Source organism: Cupriavidus nantongensis (genome assembly GCF_001598055.1).
Lineage (GTDB): Bacteria > Pseudomonadota > Gammaproteobacteria > Burkholderiales > Burkholderiaceae > Cupriavidus > Cupriavidus nantongensis.
In genome coordinates this window covers 767,964-786,425 of sequence record NZ_CP014844.1, presented here as the reverse complement: position 1 = coordinate 786,425, position 18,462 = coordinate 767,964, and the positions used below count along the sequence as shown (strand labels likewise).

At 67.0% G+C, this 18,462-nt stretch carries 15 protein-coding genes, 1 other RNA gene and 1 pseudogene; 1 reads left to right on the top strand and 16 read right to left on the bottom strand.

Features of this window, described 5'->3' with window-relative positions; translation table 11 throughout:
* The 5 genes and pseudogenes from rnpB to A2G96_RS03555 form a co-directional block, all read right to left on the bottom strand.
* Positions 1-341, bottom strand: an RNA gene (gene rnpB / locus A2G96_RS03575) — RNase P RNA component class A.
* A 28-nt stretch (positions 342-369) separates the two neighbouring features.
* Positions 370-1,185, bottom strand: a pseudogene (locus tag A2G96_RS03570) (DUF3025 domain-containing protein); the annotation flags it as partial.
* Between the two features lie 4 nt (positions 1,186-1,189).
* Complete coding sequence (gene pyrC / locus A2G96_RS03565) at positions 1,190-2,224, bottom strand: dihydroorotase (RefSeq protein ID WP_062796826.1); 1,035 nt, start codon at positions 2,222-2,224, stop codon at positions 1,190-1,192.
* Between the two features lie 46 nt (positions 2,225-2,270).
* Complete coding sequence (locus A2G96_RS03560; protein WP_062796824.1) at positions 2,271-3,578, bottom strand: glycerate kinase type-2 family protein; 1,308 nt, start codon at positions 3,576-3,578, stop codon at positions 2,271-2,273.
* The gene (locus tag A2G96_RS03555; RefSeq protein ID WP_062796822.1) at positions 3,575-4,648 is read right to left on the bottom strand and encodes a tartrate dehydrogenase; all 1,074 of its coding nucleotides are present in this window, start codon (positions 4,646-4,648) and stop codon (positions 3,575-3,577) included. The genes A2G96_RS03560 and A2G96_RS03555 overlap by 4 nt, the downstream gene beginning before the upstream one ends.
* Before the next feature lie 156 nt (positions 4,649-4,804).
* On the opposite strand from A2G96_RS03555, the gene A2G96_RS03550 reads away from it, so the two are divergent.
* Positions 4,805-5,635, top strand: coding sequence for a class II glutamine amidotransferase (locus tag A2G96_RS03550; protein ID WP_062796820.1), 831 nt, complete (start codon positions 4,805-4,807; stop codon positions 5,633-5,635).
* Positions 5,636-5,701: 66 nt separating this feature from the next.
* Here the strand turns inward: A2G96_RS03550 and A2G96_RS03545 are convergent, their stop codons facing one another.
* From A2G96_RS03545 to A2G96_RS03495, 11 genes are all read right to left on the bottom strand, one after another.
* Positions 5,702-6,436, bottom strand: a complete 735-nt coding sequence (locus tag A2G96_RS03545; RefSeq protein ID WP_062796818.1) for an amino acid ABC transporter ATP-binding protein — start codon at positions 6,434-6,436, stop codon at positions 5,702-5,704.
* The gene (gene gltK / locus A2G96_RS03540; RefSeq protein ID WP_062796816.1) at positions 6,433-7,116 is read right to left on the bottom strand and encodes a glutamate/aspartate ABC transporter permease GltK; all 684 of its coding nucleotides are present in this window, start codon (positions 7,114-7,116) and stop codon (positions 6,433-6,435) included. The genes A2G96_RS03545 and gltK overlap by 4 nt, the downstream gene beginning before the upstream one ends.
* A gap of 9 nt (positions 7,117-7,125) precedes the next feature.
* Entirely contained in the window at positions 7,126-7,854 is a 729-nt protein-coding gene (locus tag A2G96_RS03535) for an amino acid ABC transporter permease (RefSeq protein WP_062796814.1), read from the bottom strand.
* Between the two features lie 63 nt (positions 7,855-7,917).
* Positions 7,918-8,817 carry a glutamate/aspartate ABC transporter substrate-binding protein gene (locus tag A2G96_RS03530; protein WP_062796812.1) on the bottom strand — a complete coding sequence of 300 codons (900 nt, stop codon included), beginning with the start codon at positions 8,815-8,817 and terminating at the stop codon, positions 7,918-7,920.
* A gap of 264 nt (positions 8,818-9,081) precedes the next feature.
* Positions 9,082-10,389, bottom strand: coding sequence for a Glu/Leu/Phe/Val family dehydrogenase (locus A2G96_RS03525; protein WP_062796811.1), 1,308 nt, complete (start codon positions 10,387-10,389; stop codon positions 9,082-9,084).
* A gap of 118 nt (positions 10,390-10,507) precedes the next feature.
* Positions 10,508-11,452: a LysR family transcriptional regulator gene (locus A2G96_RS03520; protein ID WP_062796809.1), complete on the bottom strand. Its 945-nt coding sequence runs from the start codon at positions 11,450-11,452 to the stop codon at positions 10,508-10,510.
* Between the two features lie 59 nt (positions 11,453-11,511).
* Entirely contained in the window at positions 11,512-11,970 is a 459-nt protein-coding gene (locus A2G96_RS03515) for a nuclear transport factor 2 family protein (protein ID WP_062796807.1), read from the bottom strand.
* Positions 11,971-12,050: 80 nt separating this feature from the next.
* Positions 12,051-13,307, bottom strand: coding sequence for a DUF1329 domain-containing protein (locus A2G96_RS03510; RefSeq protein WP_062796805.1), 1,257 nt, complete (start codon positions 13,305-13,307; stop codon positions 12,051-12,053).
* A gap of 25 nt (positions 13,308-13,332) precedes the next feature.
* Positions 13,333-14,913 (bottom strand): DUF1302 family protein, encoded by a 1,581-nt coding sequence (locus tag A2G96_RS03505; protein WP_082818832.1) that lies wholly within the window; start codon positions 14,911-14,913, stop codon positions 13,333-13,335.
* 48 nt (positions 14,914-14,961) lie between these two features.
* On the bottom strand, positions 14,962-17,355 hold the full coding sequence (locus tag A2G96_RS03500) for an efflux RND transporter permease subunit (RefSeq protein WP_062796803.1): 2,394 nt from the start codon (positions 17,353-17,355) through the stop codon (positions 14,962-14,964).
* 48 nt (positions 17,356-17,403) lie between these two features.
* Positions 17,404-18,369 (bottom strand): WD40/YVTN/BNR-like repeat-containing protein, encoded by a 966-nt coding sequence (locus A2G96_RS03495; RefSeq protein WP_062796802.1) that lies wholly within the window; start codon positions 18,367-18,369, stop codon positions 17,404-17,406.
* Between the last annotated feature and the right edge of the window lie 93 nt (positions 18,370-18,462).

Below are 18,462 nucleotides of genomic sequence, written 5' to 3'. Positions count from 1 at the left end.
AAGCAAAGCAGGCCGATAAGCCGGATTCTGTGCGCCCCGCCCGCCTTGCGGCGCGCGGCGCGTGACAACCATTCCTCTAGGCCGGCTGTTGCCAGCCGGCTCCAGCTCCCTACCCGCAGGCTCAGCGGGCCGCTTCATCGCCTGCCTATTTGGGATTGCTCCAGGTGGAGGTTACCGCGTTTCACCCTTGCCGCCGGGCGAACCCGGCGGCAAGACTCGTCTCTGTGGCCCTATTCCGCACGTTGCCGTGGATGGCTGTTAGCCAACACCCTGCCCTGTGGAGTCCGGACTTTCCTCCCCCTGCACCTTGCGGTGCAGGCAGCGGTTGCCTGGCCTGCTTTGCGGCCAGCAGTCTAACACCGATTGCTGCCGCCGGCCGGGGCGGAATACGGTGGCATCGGCGTAGAAGTCCGGGTCCGCGTTGTCCTCGCACCAGCCCGGGATGCCCATCACCGGCAGCGGCGCAAAGCTGCGTCCACCCCGCAACGCGCCGGCATCGGCGGCGGATTGCAGTGACCTGGCAAGCACCGCATCGGGCGCGGGATCGCCGGGCACGAGCGGCAGTGTCCACGCATGCGCCGTCACCGACTTGTACGGCTGCACCAGCTTTTCGAGCAGGGCGTGGCCGAACGGCACCACCGCGCAGTCGCTCTCCCATCGGGCGCGACCCTCGACGAACAGCCGCCCCCACGCAAACCCCCTAAGCGCAGCGGTCATGCCGTCGTCGTTGCTGAGGAACAGCACCGCGTTCTCGTCGAACAGCGTCGCCGCATCGCGCACGCCACCGCGCGTGGTCTGTACGCCCTCGCGGGCGATGACCTCGGCCTGGATCTGGTTCAGCACGCGCTTGGTCTGCGGGAAATGCAGCCAGACCAGCGCGTTGAAGAAATCGTGGAGATTGTCGCGGGTAGGGACCGCGCCGGTGGCGTCGATATGCGCTTCATAGGCGCTGCCGTGCGGCAAGGCGTGCTGGGCGATGAAGCGCAGCGGCAGCCCGCGCGCATTGCGCAGGTCCAGCGACGCGGCGCGGGCATCGAGCGCGCTGCGCAGGTCCGCACCGCCCTGCACTGCCGCCGCCAGCGCGGCGCCGTGCGTGGCAAAAGGGCGGAACCACGGCCGGGACCAGTCGATCCCGGCCAGCGCGGCGGCGAAGGGCTCGCCGGCCGCGGTCTGCTGCGTGCGCAAGGCTTCAGCGTGCCTTCCAGCGCAGCGTCTCGCCGCCGCGCAGCGGCACCAGCGTGGTATCGCCGTAGGGCAGCTCGGCCGGCAGTTCCCAGTCCTCGCGCTCCAGCGTCAGCGTGCCGGCGTTGCGCGGCAGGCCGTAGAAAGCCGGGCCATTGAAGCTGGCGAAGGCTTCCAGCTTGTCGAGCGCGCCGGCGGCGTCGAAGGCTTCGGCATACAGCTCCATCGCATGCAGCGCGGTATAGCAGCCGGCGCAGCCGCAGGCATGTTCCTTCAGGCCGCGCGCGTGCGGCGCGCTGTCGGTGCCCAGGAAGAAGCGCTCGCTGCCCGAGGTGGCGGCGGCCACCAGCGCCTCGCGGTGGGTTTCGCGCTTGAGCACCGGCAGGCAGTAGTAGTGCGGGCGGATGCCACCGGTGAAGATGGCGTTGCGGTTGTAGAGCAGGTGGTGCGCAGTGATGGTGGCGCCGACCGGGCCGCTCGCGTCGCGCACGTACTGTGCCGCATCCTTGGTGGTGATGTGCTCGAACACCACCTTCAGCTCGGGCATGTCGCGGCGCAGCGGCGTCATCACCTGCTCGATGAACACGGCCTCGCGGTCGAAGATGTCGATGGCCGGGTCGGTCACTTCGCCGTGCACCAGCAGCGGCAGGCCTTCGCGCTGCATCGCTTCCAGCGCGGGATAGCAGCGGCGGATATCGGTCACGCCGGCGTCGCTGTTGGTGGTGGCGCCGGCCGGGTACAGCTTGACGCCGTGCACGAAGCCGCTGGCCTTGGCCGCGGCGATTTCCTCGGGGCTGGTGTTGTCCGTCAGGTACAGCGTCATCAGCGGCTCGAACTGCATGCCGGCCGGCAGCGCCGCCAGGATGCGGGCGCGATACGCCTGCGCCTGCGCCACCGTGGTCACCGGCGGCTTCAGGTTGGGCATGACGATGGCGCGGGCGAACTGGCGGGCGGTGTCGGGCAGCACGGCGGCCAGCGCCGCGCCGTCGCGCAGGTGCAGGTGCCAGTCGTCCGGGCGGGTGATGGTGAGCTTCTGGGTCATGGCTAGCTTGGGGCCGGCCGCGGGCGGCGGCCGGCGTTCGTCGAAATCAGAGAATCAGGATGGCGCGGTAGTCGTTGACGTTGGTGCGCGTGGGGCCGGTGACCACCAGGTCGCCGATCGCATCGAACAGGCCCCAGGCGTCGTGGGCGTCCAGCTGGCGCTGGCCCGGCATGCCGGCGGCCTCGGCGCGCGCCAGCGTGGTCGGGTCGGCCAGCGCGCCGGCGTTGTCTTCCGAGCCGTCGATACCGTCGGTGTCGGCGGCGATCGCATACACATCGGGCATGCCTGCCAGTTCGACCGCCAGCGACAGCAGGAACTCCGAGCAGCGCCCGCCGCGCGCCTTGCTGGCGCCGCCGCCGGCGGGCAAAGTGACCGTGCACTCACCTCCGGAAATCAGCGCCACGGGCGTGGCGAACGGCGCATTGTACGCGCGAATCTCGCGCACCAGCGCGGCATAGACGCGGGCCACCTCGCGCGCCTCGCCGGTGACCGTGTCGCCCAGCACAACCGGCGTGATGCCGCGCTGGCGGAACAGCGCGGCGGCGGCCTCGAGGCTGCCGTGCGCGGTCGCGATCATAATGTTGTCGACGCGGTCGAACAAGGGATCGCCGGGCTTGGGCGTCTCCGCCACCTCGCCGCGCGCGCCGCGCTCCAGGTGCGACTGCACGCTGGCAGGCACCTCGGCCCCATAGCGGCGCAGGATCTGCAGTGCGTCCTCGAACGTGCTCGGGTCGGCCACGGTCGGGCCCGAGGCAATCGCGCTGGGATCGTCGCCGGCCACGTCCGAGACGATCAGCGTGGTCACCGGCGCCTGGCTGGCCTGCGCCAGCCGGCCGCCCTGGATGCGCGAGATATGCTTGCGCACGATGTTCATGTCGGTGATCGGCGCGCCACAGCGCAGCAATTCCCGCGTGGTCGCCTTCAGGTCGGCCATCGGAATGCCCTTGGCCGGCAGCGACAGCAGGCTCGAGCCGCCGCCCGAGACCAGCACCAGCAGCCGGTCCTGCGGCGTCAGCGACTGCACCGCGGCCAGGATCTCGGCCGCGGCCTGCTCGCCCGACTCGTCGGGCACCGGATGGCCGGCCTCGATCACGCGGATATGGTCGGTCGGCATGCCGTGCGCGTAGCGCGTGACCACCAGTCCTTCCAGCGTGGCCTTGCCGGCGTAGGCGCGCTCGACCGCCGCGGCCATCGACGCCGCGGCCTTGCCCGCGCCCACCACCAGCGTGCGGCCGCCGGCGTGCGGCGGCGGCAGGTGCCGCGCGACGATCTGCAGCGGGTCGGCCGCCGCCACCGCGGCGTGGAAGGTCTCGATCAGCAGTGCGCGGGCGTCCCCCGCGAAGCCGGCGCTCACAGCGCCTCCGCGATGGCGCGGCCCAGGTCGGCGGTACCGGCCTTGCCGCCGATGTCGCGTGTCAGCGGCGCGTGCTCCGGCCCGGCGGCCAGCACCTGCTCGATCGCGCCCAGCACGGCGGCGCCGGCCTCGTCATGGCCCAGGTGCTCCAGCATCATGGCGCCGCACCAGATCTGCCCGATCGGGTTGGCCACGCCGCGCCCGGCGATATCCGGGGCCGAGCCGTGCACCGGCTCGAACAGGCTGGGGAAGGTGCGGTCCGGATTGATATTGCCCGACGGCGCGATGCCGATGGTGCCGGTGCAGGCCGGGCCCAGGTCGGACAGGATGTCGCCGAACAGGTTGCTCGCCACCACCACGTCGAACCAGTCCGGATGCTGGACGAAATGCGCGGTCAGGATGTCGATGTGGTACTTGTCGACCTTGATGCCGGGGTAATGCGCCGCCATTGCCTCGACCCGCTCGTCCCAGTACGGCATGGTGATCGAGATGCCGTTCGACTTGGTCGCCGAGGTCAGGTGCTTTTTCGGACGCTTCTGGGCCAGCTCAAAGGCGAACTTCAGGATGCGGTCGACGCCGGTGCGGCTCATCACCGTTTCCTGCACCACGATCTCGCGCTCGGTGCCGGGGAACATGCGGCCGCCGATGCTGGAGTATTCGCCCTCGGTGTTCTCGCGCACCACGTAGAAATCGATGTCGCCTGGCTGGCGGCCGGCGAGCGGGCTGCGGATGCCGGGCATCAGCCGCACCGGGCGCAGGTTGACGTACTGGTCGAACGAGCGGCGGAACTGCAGCAGCGAGCCCCACAGCGAGACATGGTCGGGCACCGTGTCCGGCCAGCCGACCGCGCCGAAATAGATGGCGTCGTACTTGACCAGCGTGTCGAACCAGTCGTCCGGCAGCATCTTGCCATGGCGGGCGTAGTAGTCGCAGCTGGAAAAATCGAAGTGATCCCACTGGAAGTCGATGCCGAAGCGGCGCGCCGCGGCGTCCATCACGCGGATGCCCTCGGGCATGACTTCCGTGCCGATTCCGTCTCCGGGAATTACGGCAATCTTGTATTGGCTCATCGTTCTCGGGATTGCTAGCAGGTATGGTGGCGCCATGGCTGGCGTCATTGGCACCGCGGGGGAGCGTCCGCGCTTGCTTGGCAGCGGCGCGGGCGCGCGGGATAATGCCTGCATTCTATTGCAAAGCGGCAGCCCCCTGCCGACCGGTGCCCCGACATGTGCCAGCTGCTAGGCATGAACTGCGCCACGCCGACCGACGTGACGTTCTCCTTCACCGGCTTTGCCGCGCGCGGAGGCCTGACCGACCACCACGCCGACGGCTTCGGTGTCGCCTTCTTCGAAGACAAGGCCTGCCGCCTGTTCATCGACAACCAGTCCGCCGGCACCTCGCCGGTGGCCGACCTGATCAAGCGCTATCCGATCAAGTCCAAGAACGTCATCTCGCATATCCGCAAGGCCACGCAGGGCACCGTGCTGCTGGAGAACTGCCACCCCTTCATGCGCGAGCTGTGGGGCCGGCACTGGATCTTCGCCCACAACGGCGACCTGCACGGCTTCACCCCGTTCCTGTCCGGCGTCTACCAGCCGGTGGGCGACACCGACAGCGAACTGGCCTTCTGCACGCTGATGCAGGGGCTGCGCAAGCGCTTCCCGGGCTCGCAGCCGCCGCTGAACGAACTCGGCCACGCGCTGGCCGACATCACCCGCGAGATCACGCTGCACGGCGTGTTCAACTACCTGCTGTGCAACGGGCAGGCGCTGTTCGCGCACTGCTCGACCCGCCTCTACTACATCGTGCGGCAATGGCCGTTCTCGACCGCGCACCTGATCGACGCCGACCTGTCGATCGACTTCGCGCAGGTCACCACGCCCGACGACCGCGTCGCCGTGATCGCCACCGCGCCGCTGACCGACAACGAGACCTGGACCCAGTTCGCCCCGGGCGAGCTGATCATGTTCGAGCACGGGCGCCCGACCATGACGCTGACCGTGCCGATCCCGCCCGAAGTGCAAGCCAAGAACGCGGCCAATACGGCCTGTACCTGAGCGCTTCCGGCGCAAAGAAAAAAGGGACGCCGCGGCGTCCCTTTTTTCCATGGTTCGAAAGTCCGCTCAGTGATGCAGGATCTTCGACAGGAACTGGCGCGCGCGCTCCGAACGCGCGTCGATATTGCCGAAGAACTCTTCCTTGTCGGCGTCCTCGACGATCTTGCCCTGGTCCATGAAGATCACGCGGTTGGCGACCTTGCGCGCGAAGCCCATCTCGTGGGTCACGCACATCATGGTCATGCCTTCCTGCGCCAGCTGCACCATCACGTCCAGCACTTCGTTGACCATCTCCGGGTCCAGCGCCGAGGTGGGCTCGTCGAACAGCATGCAGATCGGGTCCATCGACAGCGCGCGCGCGATCGCCACGCGCTGCTGCTGGCCGCCCGACAGCTGGCCGGGGTACTTGTCGGCCTGGCTCTTCAGCCCCACGCGCTCCAGGTATTTCATGCCCTTGGCCATGGCCTCGTCCTTGGAGCGGCCCAGCACCTTCATCTGCGCAATGGTCAGGTTCTCGGTGATCGACAGGTGCGGGAACAGCTCGAAGTTCTGGAACACCATGCCGACGCGCGAGCGCAGCTTGGGCAGGTTGGTCTTGGGATTGCCCACCGAGGTGCCGTCGACCAGGATGTCGCCCTTCTGGAACGGCTCGAGCGCATTGACGGTCTTGATCAGCGTGGATTTGCCCGAACCCGAGGGTCCGCACACCACCACCACTTCACCCTTGGCAACCTTGGTGGTGCAGTCGGTCAGCACCTGGAACGAGCCGTACCACTTGGAAACGTTATTAATTTCGATCATACAGCCACCTTTTTCTGATAACGCTTGACCAGCAGCGAAGCGGAGAAACAAATAATGAAGTACACCAGCCCGGCGAACAGCAGCATCTCGACGATGCGGCCATCACGCTCGCCGATGCCGTAGGCCTGGCCGAAGAAGTCCGCCAGCGCGCTCACGTACACCAGCGACGTATCCTGGAACAGGATGATGCCCTGGGTCAGCAGCAGCGGCACCATGTTGCGGAACGCCTGCGGCAGGATCACCAGCCGCATCGACTGCCCGTAGGTCATGCCCAGCGCCTGCGCGGCATACATCTGCCCGCGCGACACGCTCTGGATCCCCGCCCGGATGATCTCGGAGTAGTACGCCGCCTCGAACAGCGCGAACGCCACCAGCGCCGAGGTCATGCGCAGGTCGGTCGCCGGCGACAGGTTGAAGATGCCCTGCAATACCTGCGGGATGATCAGGAAGAACCACAACAGCACCATCACCAGCGGGATCGAGCGGAAGATGGTCACGTACCCCTGCGCGAACCAGTTCAGCAGCCGGAACGACGACAGCCGCATCATCGCCAGGATGGTGCCCCAGATGATGCCGACCACCACCGCGGTGGCAGTGATCTTCAGCGAAACCATCATGCCCTCGCCCAGCACATGCAGCGTGGCCGGGTTGATCGAGGTGAAATCGAAGGAATAAGCCATGGCGCCCCCTTACTTGCCGCCGATGAAGCCGGGCACGCGCGTGCGGGCCTCGACCCAGCGCATCACCAGCATCACGGTGACGTTGATCAGCGCGTACATCAGCGTGACCGCGATGAACGATTCATACGGACGCGCGGTGTAGTCCACCAGCTGGCGCCCCTGCGCGGCCAGCTCGAGCAGGCCGATGGTCGACGCCACCGCCGAGTTCTTGAAGATATTCAGGAACTCGGAGGTCAGCGGCGGCACGATCACGCGGAACGCCATCGGCAGCAGTACGTGGCGGTAGGTCTGCGGCAGCGTGAAGCCCATCGCCAGGCCGGCGTTCTTCTGCCCGCGCGCCAGCGAGTTGATGCCCGAACGCACCTGCTCGCAGACCCGCGCGGCGGTGAACGTCCCCAGGCACAGCATGGCGGCGAGGAACTGCTGCGCGAACGGGTTCATCTGCTTGATGGTCTCGCCGCCGGGCAGCAGCTCGGGCGCGACGAAGTACCAGATAAACAGCTGCACCAGCAGCGGGATGTTGCGGAAAATCTCGACATAGGTGGCGGCAAAGCCCGACAGCCATTTGTTCGGCACCGTGCGCAGCACGCCGAGCACCGAGCCGATGACCAGGGCAATGACCCAGGACGAAAGCCCCAGCGCGAGCGTGACTTTCAGGCCGGAGATCATCCAGTCCAGGTAAGTCTCGTTCTGGGCGGCCTGTTCGAGGAAAACTCCCCAATGCCAGTTGTAGTTCATGTTGCGTCCTCAAAAAGAAACGGAAGGACGAGCCTTCCGTTTCGCAGTGCTGTCAACGGCAGGTCAGTCCAGCGCCTTGTCGTTAGGCGCCTTGATCAGCGTCTTCATGTCTTCGGACAGCGGGAAGTCCAGGTTCAGGCCCTTGGGCGGAACCGGTTGCATGAACCACTTGGTGTACAGGGTGTTGACCGAGCCGTCCTTCATCATGCCGGCGATGACGGTGTCGGACAGCTTCTTGAACTGCGGATCGTCCTTGCGGATCATGCAGCCGTAGGACTCGCGCGATTGCGGCTTGCCCACCACGATCCAGTCGGCCGGGTTCTTGGCCTTGGCGCGCTCGCCGTACAGCAGCGCGTCGTCCATCATGAACGCAGCCGCGCGGCCCGATTCCAGCGTCAGGAACGACTGGCCGTGGTCCTTGGTGCTGATGATGTTCATGCCCAGCTTCTGCTCGTCGTTCATCTTGCGCAGCAGGCGCTCCGACGTGGTGCCGGCGGTGGTGACGACGTTCTTGCCCTTCAGGTCGGCCCAGTCCTTGATGCCGGCGTCCTTCTTCACCATGATGCGCGTGCCGATGATGAAGATGGAGTTGGTGAAGGCGACCTGCTTCTGGCGTTCCAGGTTATTGGTGGTCGAGCCGCACTCGATATCGATGGTGCCGTTCTGCAGCAGGGTGATGCGGTTCTGCGAGGTGATCGGGATTTCCTTGACCTGCAGGTTCGGCAGCTTCAGCTGGTCCTTGATGGCTTCCACGATCTTCATGTTGATATCGTAGGAATAGCCGACCTGGCGCACGCCGCCGAGGTTGTAGTTGAACGGAATCGACGATTCGCGCACGCCGAGCGTGATGACGCCGGTGTCCTTGATCTTTTTCAGCGTGCCCGTCAGTTGTTCGGCTGCCTGTGCCGTCCCGCACATTACGCCCCCGGCAATCATCAGGGCAGCCAACTTGGCGAAATTCATAACATCTCCTTGACCATGAAGAGAAAGCGGGATTCTAAGAATAAAAACCCCCACTGGTGAAACAGTATTGCGCAGCATCCGCCGCAATACAACTGGGTTTTCTCCTAGAACCCCACTTCAGGGCAATCCGTGCGCAGCGCATCCGGATACGACAACGCGGCCTCCGGCGCTTGCCGGAGACCGCGTCTGACGGTCATGAAGCCGCGGTCCGGGACGGTTATTGCACTGCACCATGCCAGTGCCCCGCCCCGGGCCGTGCCCCGATCAGGGGTACAGGCCGCGCATTTCGCGCGCCTGCAGGATCCGCGTACAGGCCACGATGAACGCCGCCGTGCGCAGCGTCACCTTGTTTTCCTGTGCCACTTGCCAGATTGCCCGGAAGGCTTCTTGCATGATCCGTACCAGGCGCTGGTTGATCTCTTCCTCGGTCCAGAAGAAGCTGGAGAAGTCCTGCACCCATTCGAAGTAGGACACGGTCACGCCGCCGGCGTTGGCGATCACGTCCGGGCAGACCAGGATATTGCGCTCGCGCAGGATGTCATCGGCCTGCGGCGTAGTCGGGCCGTTGGCGCCCTCGATCACCAGCTTTGCCGTGATCTTCGGCGCGTTTTCAGGGGTGATCTGGCCTTCCAGCGCGGCCGGGATCAGGATGTCGCAATCGACTTCCCAGAACTGCTCGCTGCGCAGGACTTCGCCGCGGAAGCCGTCGATGGTGCCGCTGTGCGAGGCGTGTTCCATCATCGCCGGCACGTCCAGGCCGGCCGGGTCGAACAGCGTGGTGCGGTGGTCCTGCACCGCCACCACCTTGGCGCCGGCCTCATGGAACAGCTTGGCGGCGACCGCGCCGACATTGCCGAAGCCCTGCACCGCCACGCGCGCGCCCTTGACTTCCAGGCCGATATTGCGCGCAGCCTCGGAGCCGACCACGAACACGCCGCGGCCGGTGGCCTCGTGGCGGCCCAGCGAGCCGCCCAGCGAGATCGGCTTGCCGGTCACGACGCCGGTCGAGGTGCTGCCCGAGTTCATCGAATAGGTGTCCATCATCCACGCCATCACCTGTGCGTTGGTATTGACGTCGGGCGCCGGGATGTCCTTGCTCGGCCCGATGATGATGTTGATTTCGCTGGTGTAGCGGCGCGTCAGGCGTTCCAGCTCGGCGTGCGACAGCGTGCGCGGGTCGACGCGGATGCCGCCCTTGGCGCCGCCGTACGGCACGTTGACCGCGGCGTTCTTCACCGACATCCAGGCCGACAGCGCCATCACCTCGGACAGCGTCACGTCCTGGTGGAAGCGCACGCCGCCCTTGCCCGGGCCGCGCGACAGGTTGTGCTGCACCCGGTAGCCCTCGAAATGGGCGATGGTGCCGTTGTCGAGTTCGATCGGCACGTCGACGATCAGGGCGCGCTTGGGGCGCTTCAGGGTTTCGACCCAGCGCGCCAGCGAGCCCAGGTAGGGCGTGACGCGGTCGACTTGCTGCAGGTAGATGCCCCAGGGGCCGAGGTTGTCGGCGTTGAGGTAGGACGGAAGTGCGTGCTTTTGGCCAGCAGTGTTGGTCGGTGCTGCGGAAGACATCGGGGTGGGTTCCGGGGTGGAAGATGGCCGCAAGCTTAGGCTTGGCGGCCGCCCGGAATCCAATGCCGTTTGCTCATCGGGTTATGCAACACGCGCATAACCTTGGAGCGAACCATCGCTACCCCGAGGTCAGCGTCCCCCATACCTGGTCCACCAGCTGCCGCTTGCGCCGCGCCCCGGCGCGCCGCTCGCCGCCGTTCTCGCCCGGCTTCTCCCGGTACAGCCGGATTTCCATGTCGATCGACAGCGGCAGGCCGCGCGCCGACTCGGCCCGCACCAGGCGCCCCGCCGCGACGTCGTCGCGCACCGCGCTTTCGGGCAGGAAGGCCATGCCGTGGCCGGACAGCGCCATCACCTTGAGCGCCTCCGCCATGTCGGTCTCGTAGCATTTGTCCAGCTTGAGCGCCTCGGCGGTTTCGGCCAGCAGCAGGTCGACCATGCGGCCGAGGAAGGCATTGGGCGTATAGCTGAGGAACGGCACCGGTTTCTTGTCGGTGCCCGGCAGCCGGAACAGGGGCTTGCCGGCGGCATCCGGCACGCTGTAAGGCGAGAGCCGTTCGGTGCCGAGCACCAGCATGTCGTACCGCGCCGGATCGAGCTGGATCGCCTGGCGCGCGTGGTGGTAGACCATCACCAGGTCGCAGCCGCCCTCGACCAGCATCAGCACCGCGTCATGGACGTTGAGCGCACGCAGCCGGCACGGCAGCGTGCCGAGCTTGCGCTCCAGCGCCTTGAGCCATTCCGGGAAGAAGGTCAGCGACAGCGTGTGCGGCACCGCGAATTCCAGCACCTGCGCGTTGGCCGAGCGCTGGCCGCGCATCAGCGCGCGGGTCTCGCTGACCTGCGCCAGCATCGCCAGCGCCTGCTCGTAGAACACCTTGCCGGCCGGGGTCAGGCTGGTGGGATAGCTGGAGCGGTCGATCAGCTCGGTGCCGACCCACGCCTCCAGCGACTGGATCCGGCGCGAGAACGCCGGCTGCGTGACGTGGCGCAGTTCGGCCGAGCGCGAGAAGCTGTGCGTCTCGGCCAGGCTGACGAAGTCTTCAAGCCATTTGATTTCCATGACGCGGATTATCCACCGGCGCGCGGGTGTCCGTCACCTGACACCGGTGGTTGCCGCCGCTACGCCGCTCCGCCCTTGCCCTGGTGCCGCTGGCGCAGCCAGGGATAGCGCCCGACATCCTGCCCGCCATAGTCGGGATCCAGGTAGACGTAGCAGCGCTGGATGCGGAAGCTGCGGATCTCGAACACGTCGCACCAGCGCCCGGCATGGCCGACGTCCGCGCGCCAGGTTTCGCCGCTGACGAGGCTGCCGGCAGACGTGCCTTCCACCACCAGAAGGTCGCCCTGCTGGATAAAGTTGGCGTAGGCGATATCGTGGCGCACCGATGCCACGATCCCCATCAGATCGCCGAACAGCTGCTCGATCTGCGCGCGCCCGCGTGCCACGCCCCATTTGGGAAAGCAGAACTCGGCGTGCTCGTCGAAGAGATCGATCACGCTCTCGCCCCGGTCCATGCGCCTGAAGTACTCCAGCGCCACCGCCTTGCGCTGCTCATCCGTCATTGTCTTGATTTCCATGATCCTCCTCGCCCGGACCAGCCCGCCGCGCGCAGGCCGGGCCCGGGAAACGCGCGGTCGTGCCGCGCCCGTGAATGCCGCTACTTGGCGATGGACTCCAGCGCGCTGTAGTTCATGTCGGCCTCCTTGATCTTCGCCTCGTTGAGCTTGTAGCCGCGGAACAGGTAGATCGAGGCGTGGCGTGCCTTGAAGTCGATGATGTCGCCCTGGATCGAGGAAGAATATTTGGTGCCGTCCTCGCCGGTCGACGGCGTCATATGGAAGTTGATGAACTTCCAGAATTCGCCCTTCTTGTCATAGGCCTCGCCCATGTAGATGCGCGGATAGTTCACGTCCATGTAGACCACCTTCTTGCCGTAGGGGTGCTCGCCCGGCGGCGTGCCTTCGATCACCCACACCTCGCGCGGCTGCCAGGTCTGCACCGGGTTCCAGTACGGCGCATTCTTCAGGTCCACGGTCTTCCACTCGTCCGGCGTGCCCTTCTTCGACGGCGTATAGCCCAGCTTCGCGTCCGAGATCGCCAGGATCCAGCGCTTGCCCACCAGCCGGATCTTCGGATACCACGACGGCCGCGCGTTCCAGACATAGATGTCGTCGTTGAGCACGTCCAGCCCGCCCACCGGGTCCATCCATGCACCGCCCGACAGCCGCCGCGTGCGCCGCGCCGACTTGATATAGGCCCAGCTGTCTTCCAGCTTGGGGCTGTCGTAGCGGATGGTGAAGGTGCCCAGCCCGCGGATATCCTCCGGCGCGGTCGCGGCGAACAGGGTCTTGCTCAGCACGCTGCCGTCGCCCAGCACCGGCTTGTCGCCGCTGAGCCGGCCCTTCATGTAATAGCGCTGGAACACCCAGTCCTGCGTCGACTCCAGGCCCTTGTCGCCGCTGATCATCAGGAAGGTGACCTTGTTGTTGATGACGTCGCCTTCCGGCGAGGCGTAATAGAAATTCCAGATCAGCTTGTCGCCGGCAAAGGGATCGTTCTGGCTGACCTGCGGGAACGGGATGCCGGCCTCCCAGCCGGTCACCTCGCGGGTCTTCTCGTCGAACTGCGCCTTGCCGGCGTTCTTGCGCGTCGCCTCCAGGTACTTGGGATCGAGCTGCACCGGCTTGGCGTGGGCCAGCGGAATCTTCAGGCCGGTATTGCGGATCTGCCACTCCAGCTTCTCGGTAAGCAGGCTGGCGATGGTGTGGCCGTCGAAGGTGTCGCCCTTGACCTTATCGAGGTTGTCCTTGTCGATCACGGTGCCGGCCGGCAATTCGGCGGCCAGGCTGGCGGCGCTGGCGCTGCCCAGCACCGCCAGCAGGCATAGCGCGATGGTCTTGCGGATGCGAATCATGTTGTGTCTCCTCACTTGGGATGCATCAGAACTGGCGCGTCAGCCGCGCCAGGAACTGACTGTTGTTGGCAAAGGTGCCGAACAGGCGCGTGGACCCTTCCACCTGGCCGGCGTTGCGCTTGTTCTTGGCAAAGAACAGGTCCGCCTCCAGCACCAGGCGCCAGTGGTCGCCGTAGACGAATTCCACGCTCGGGATCAGGAAGCCGCCGCGGCCCTGCAGGTCCACGCCCGCCGCCAGCTGGGGATTGATCTTGTCGTTGCGGTAGTTCAGCCCGAGGATCACCGTGGCGATGGTGGAATGCTCCTTGGCCGCGGCGCCGTAGCCGACCAGATTGACGATGTCGTCGGAGCGCCTGAAGTTCTGGATCCACTTGTCGAACACCTGCACCGAGAAGAACGACGGCCGGCTGGTCCCGAGCAGGCGGCTCAGGTTCAGGTTCTTGTCCATGCGGAACATGGTGGTGACCACGTCCTTCCTGATGATGCCGCCGAAGCCCGGCAACGCGCCGCCAAAGAAATTGGTGCCGATGTTGTAGGGCGCGTTGCGCGTATAGACCAGCTCCGTGCTCAGCACCGCGTCGATGGCCGGGACATAGCCGCTGGCGGTCGCGCCGAACAGGTCGATCTTGGGGAAGATAAAGTCGCCCAGCGTGCCGGTCGGCGCCTGTCCCGACGGCGCGAAGGCCGAGTTCACCACCGGGTCGTTGCTGAACGTCTTCAGGTAGGCCAGCGAATAGTTGACCGGTCCCGCGATGCCCTCCCAGCGCACGCCGCCGGTCTGGTCGCTGACATTGGCGCCGGGCTGGCGGTAGTTGTAGTTGAGCGCGCCGGGCGCGAGGAAGTCGACGCCCTTGTACGGCTGGCCCGCCCAGCGGCCGCCGTACAGGTCGTAGCTGTTGCCGATGTCCCGGTTGCGGTCGAGGCCCGGCCGGTACAGCAGCTGCAGGCTGCCGTCGGCTTCGGGCACGTTGATCTTGGCCTTGACCAGGAACAGCGGCTTGCGCAGCTCGTCGCCCTCGCGCTCCAGGAACGAGCGCCAGCGGTAATCGAAGCCATGCACCAGGTCGAGGGCGCGGAAGAAGTCGGTCTCGCCCCAGACCACCTGCTGCTTGCCGATGCGCAGGTTGACCCGCTCCACCGGCGAGAAGTCCATGTAGTACTCGCGCAGGTCGGCGTTGTCGTACTGGTCCATCAGCCGGCTGCCCGGGCCGCCCGGCGTATTGGTGCGGTTCAGTTGCTCGAGGTCCTTCAGGTAGCGGGTCTTGTATTCGCCGTCGGCCCGGCCGACCACCTTCCATGTCACCGGTCCGGTCTTGGCGTCGGCATTGAGCAGCAGCGAGCCGCGCAGCATCGACGGCGCAAACCTGTCGTCACGGCCGGTCTCGGGCGGGTTCTGCAGGTTGAACGAGGCCCAGGTGCGCGCATAGCCGCCCACGCGGAAGCTGAAGTCCTCGCCTTTGGCGTCGCTGCCGGCATCCTGCGCGTCGGCCGCCGACGGTTCCCCGGCCTCCGCGGCCAGCAACTGCGGCGTCACCGCCAGCAGCGCCAGCGCCAGGCCCGCGGCGCTGGTGCGCTGGCGCCGCCTCTTCCAAGCATGCTTTGTCATGGTCTCCTCCTGTTGGTCTTTTATCTGGCTCTTGTCGATACCCGGCCGCTACGCCTCCGGCACCGGATGCATTGCGATGTCGCGCTCACCGGCCGCACTGCCCGCGCCCGCCCGCTTCACGATGAACGCCGGCCGGAACACCAGCACCATCGCCGGCATGATGAACAGCGCGCTCAGTGCCGACACGAACAGCCAGATCGCCATCAGCACGCCCATGTCGGCCTGGAAGCGCAGCGACGAGGCGCACCACAGCACCACGCTGGTGGTCAGCGTCAGCGCCGTCACCACCACGCCGCGGCCCGCGCCCAGCAGCGATGCCACCGTGGCCATGCGCAGGTCCTTGCCTTCGGCGATCTTTTCCTTGATGCCGTCGACGATGTAGAAGGCGTAGTCGACGCCCAGGCCGATGCCCAGCGCCGCCACCGGCAGCGTGCTGAGGTTCATGCCGATGCCCTTCCACGCCATGTAGCTGAAGGTGATGGTGTTGGACAGGATCACCGGCACCATGAAGAAGATGCCGGCCGTGACCGAGCGGTATGCGACCGCGCAGCACAGCACCAGCACCAGCAGCGCCAGCGCGATGCTCTCGATCTGGCCGGCGAGGATCACCTCGTTGACCGCGGCCAGCACGCCCACCAGCCCGCCGGCCAGCTGGTACGTGCCCTGCGCCAGCGGATGCGCGTCGACGTATTCCTTGAGGCGCGCCATCGCGGTGCGGATGCTGTCGCCCTGGTGGTCGCGGAAGTAGAACGTCACCGAGGCATTGCGCGCCTGCGCATCGGTGAAGCGGGCCATGTCGCCGGGATCGGAGCCCGACACGAACATGTACATCAGCTCGCCGTTCTCCTGCGCAGTGCCGCCGAGCTCCTGGTAGCGCGGGTTGTTCTCGTTGAGCACGCGCCGGACCATCGGGATCACGTCGGCGATCGAACTGCTGCCGCCGATCTCCGGCTGCGCCGCCATATAGCGCTGCATGCCCGCCATGCTCGCCAGCACTTCGGGCGACTTCACCGCATTGGGCTGGTGTCCCGCAAACACCGCGTAAAGACGATCGGCACCCTGGAACTGGCGGTTGATCGCGGCGGCATCCTGGTTGTAGGTGGAATCGGGCCAAAGGATCGGCGAGCCCGGCTGCGCGTCGCCGACCTGGATCCGGGTCGCGTACCAGGCCGAGACCGCGAACACCGCCACCGCGCCGGCCAGCACCGCATAGCGCCAGTGCGACGTCGCGCTGCGCACGCACACGCCGAGGATGCGGTCGAGCGCCGGGCCCAGGTCCAGCCGGTGCGCGTGGCCGCGCGGATCGCGCACCCACGACAGCAGCACCGGCGTCATCACGCACGCGCTCAGCGCGATGGTCATCACCCAGATCGTGCCGATGATCGACACCTTGTGCATCAGCGGGATCGGCGTCAGCACCACCACCACCATGCAGCCGGCGTCGGCGACCACGCCCAGCATGCCGGGCTTGAACAGCTGCAGCATGCTGGCCCGCGCCGCCGCGCGCGGGGTGTCGGCGCCCGCGGCGAGCTCCTCGTCGAAGCGCGACACCAGCTGCACCGAATGCGAGATCGCGCGCGCGGTGATCAGGAATGCAATCACGATCACCAGCGGGTCGAGGTTGTAGCCGAGCAGCCGCGCCGCGCCCAGCGCCCAGATCGCGCTGCTCAGCCCCGCCAGCAACGGCAGCAGCGTGCCGCGCCAGGTACGCGCGACGATAAACAGCAGCAGCACCAGGCAGCCGACCGTCAGCACGAAGATGTGCAGCGTCTCGGGCAGGAAGTGGCTGACCCAGCCATACAGGATGGGCTCGCCGGTCACGCGCACGCGCACGCCGTCGCCGCGCGCGGCATCGGCGATCGCCTGCACCTGCGGGAAGATCTTGTTGTAGTCGGCCGAGCCCTCGTAGAAGTCGACGGTGACCAGCGCGGCGCGCAGGTCCTTCGAGACATAGGCGCCGTAGACCAGCGGGTTGTTGAGCACGGCCTGCTTCAGCGCGTTCAGCCCGGCCGCGTCCTGCGGCACGTCCGGCCACATCAGCGGCGACGAATCGATGGCCTCGGTGGAGCCGCGAATGTCCTTGAGCTTGCGCGACGCCAGCGAGACGATCTGGAACTGGTTGGCGCCATCGACGCGCTGCAGCGCCGACGTGACCGTCTTGACCTTGTTCAGGAAGGCGGTGTTGAAGATATCGCCCTGTTCGGCCTCGAGCACCAGGCTGACCACGTTGGAGCCGCCGAAGGCGTGCTTGTACTGCTCGTGGACCTGGATATACGGATGGCTGCGCGGCAGCAGGTCGTCGAAGACGGTCCTGACCTCGACCCGCAGCGCGGCCACCAGCATCAATGCGGTGACCAGCAGGAATATGCCTGTCACATAGGCCCGCCGCCGTATGCAGGCCTCGGCAAAGCGTTCGAGCCTGCCCGGTTGTGTTGTGTTCATGATCTCCTCCAGATTCTTCTTGTGCGCGCCGCCGGGCCGTCCCGGTGCTTACAGCGCCCTGGCCGCGCCGGCCGCCAGCCGCGAGCCCGCGGCGTAGTACTTGCCGCCATGCGCGAGCACGCGCGTGTACCAGCCGCGGTCCGTCGCATCGAAGCGCGTCGCGCGCCAGGCGGCGCCGTCCGCGCCGCCCAGCAGCACCACGCCCTTGTCGCCCACGGCGACCCACTGGCTGCCGTCCCAGGTCACGTCGAACAGGTCTTCCTGCGTGGCGCTGGCGACGGATTTCCAGCTGGTGCCCGCATCGCTGCTGACCAGCACGGTGCCGCGCAGGCCCACCGCGACCGCGTGGCCGTCGTCGCGCATGCGCACCGACATCAGGCTCTGCCGGGCCGGGCTGGTGACAGTGGTCCAGTGTTCGCCGGCATCGCGCGTCACGCGGATGCGGCCGAACTCGCCGACCACGCAGCCGCGAGGGCCGTCGAAGGCAACGCCGTTCCAGGCGGTGTCTTCGACCGGCGCGGCGGACTCCCAGGTGTTGCCGTAATCGAGCGAGCGCAGCAGCACGCCGCCGCTGCCGACCGCCCAGGCACGTCCATCGTGGCTCGCCTGCACCCGCATCAGCTTGTTGCTGATCGACGAGCGCGGCGCGCGCGCGGCCTGCCAGTTCATGCCGCCGTCGGCGGTGGCCAGGATGACGCCGTCGTTGCCGACCGCGACCGCACGGCGCGCGTCCCACGCGGCGATGTCCTGCAGGGTTGCGCGCTGCGTGGTGCGCTGCAGGCGCCAGGCCTGTCCGGCGTCGTCGCTGTGCAGGATCTTGCCGTTGGTGCCGACGGCCCACATGCGCCCGTCGGGCAGCACGGCCATGCCGTAGAAGGCGTCGCCGCGTTCCACCAGCGGCTGCGGCAGCGCCTTGCCGGCCGGCTTCGGCTTGATGAACAGGCCCGCGTAGAGCAGGCCGCCGATCACGGCCACGGCCGAACCGGTCAGCAGGTAGCGTTTGATGCGTTGCATGTTGTGGTCTTCCTTGGAATGTCGCGCTGCGCCGGCCGCGGGCGCACGGCGCCCTGCAGGGTTTCACTGCGAGCCAGGTTCAGGCTGGGGCTT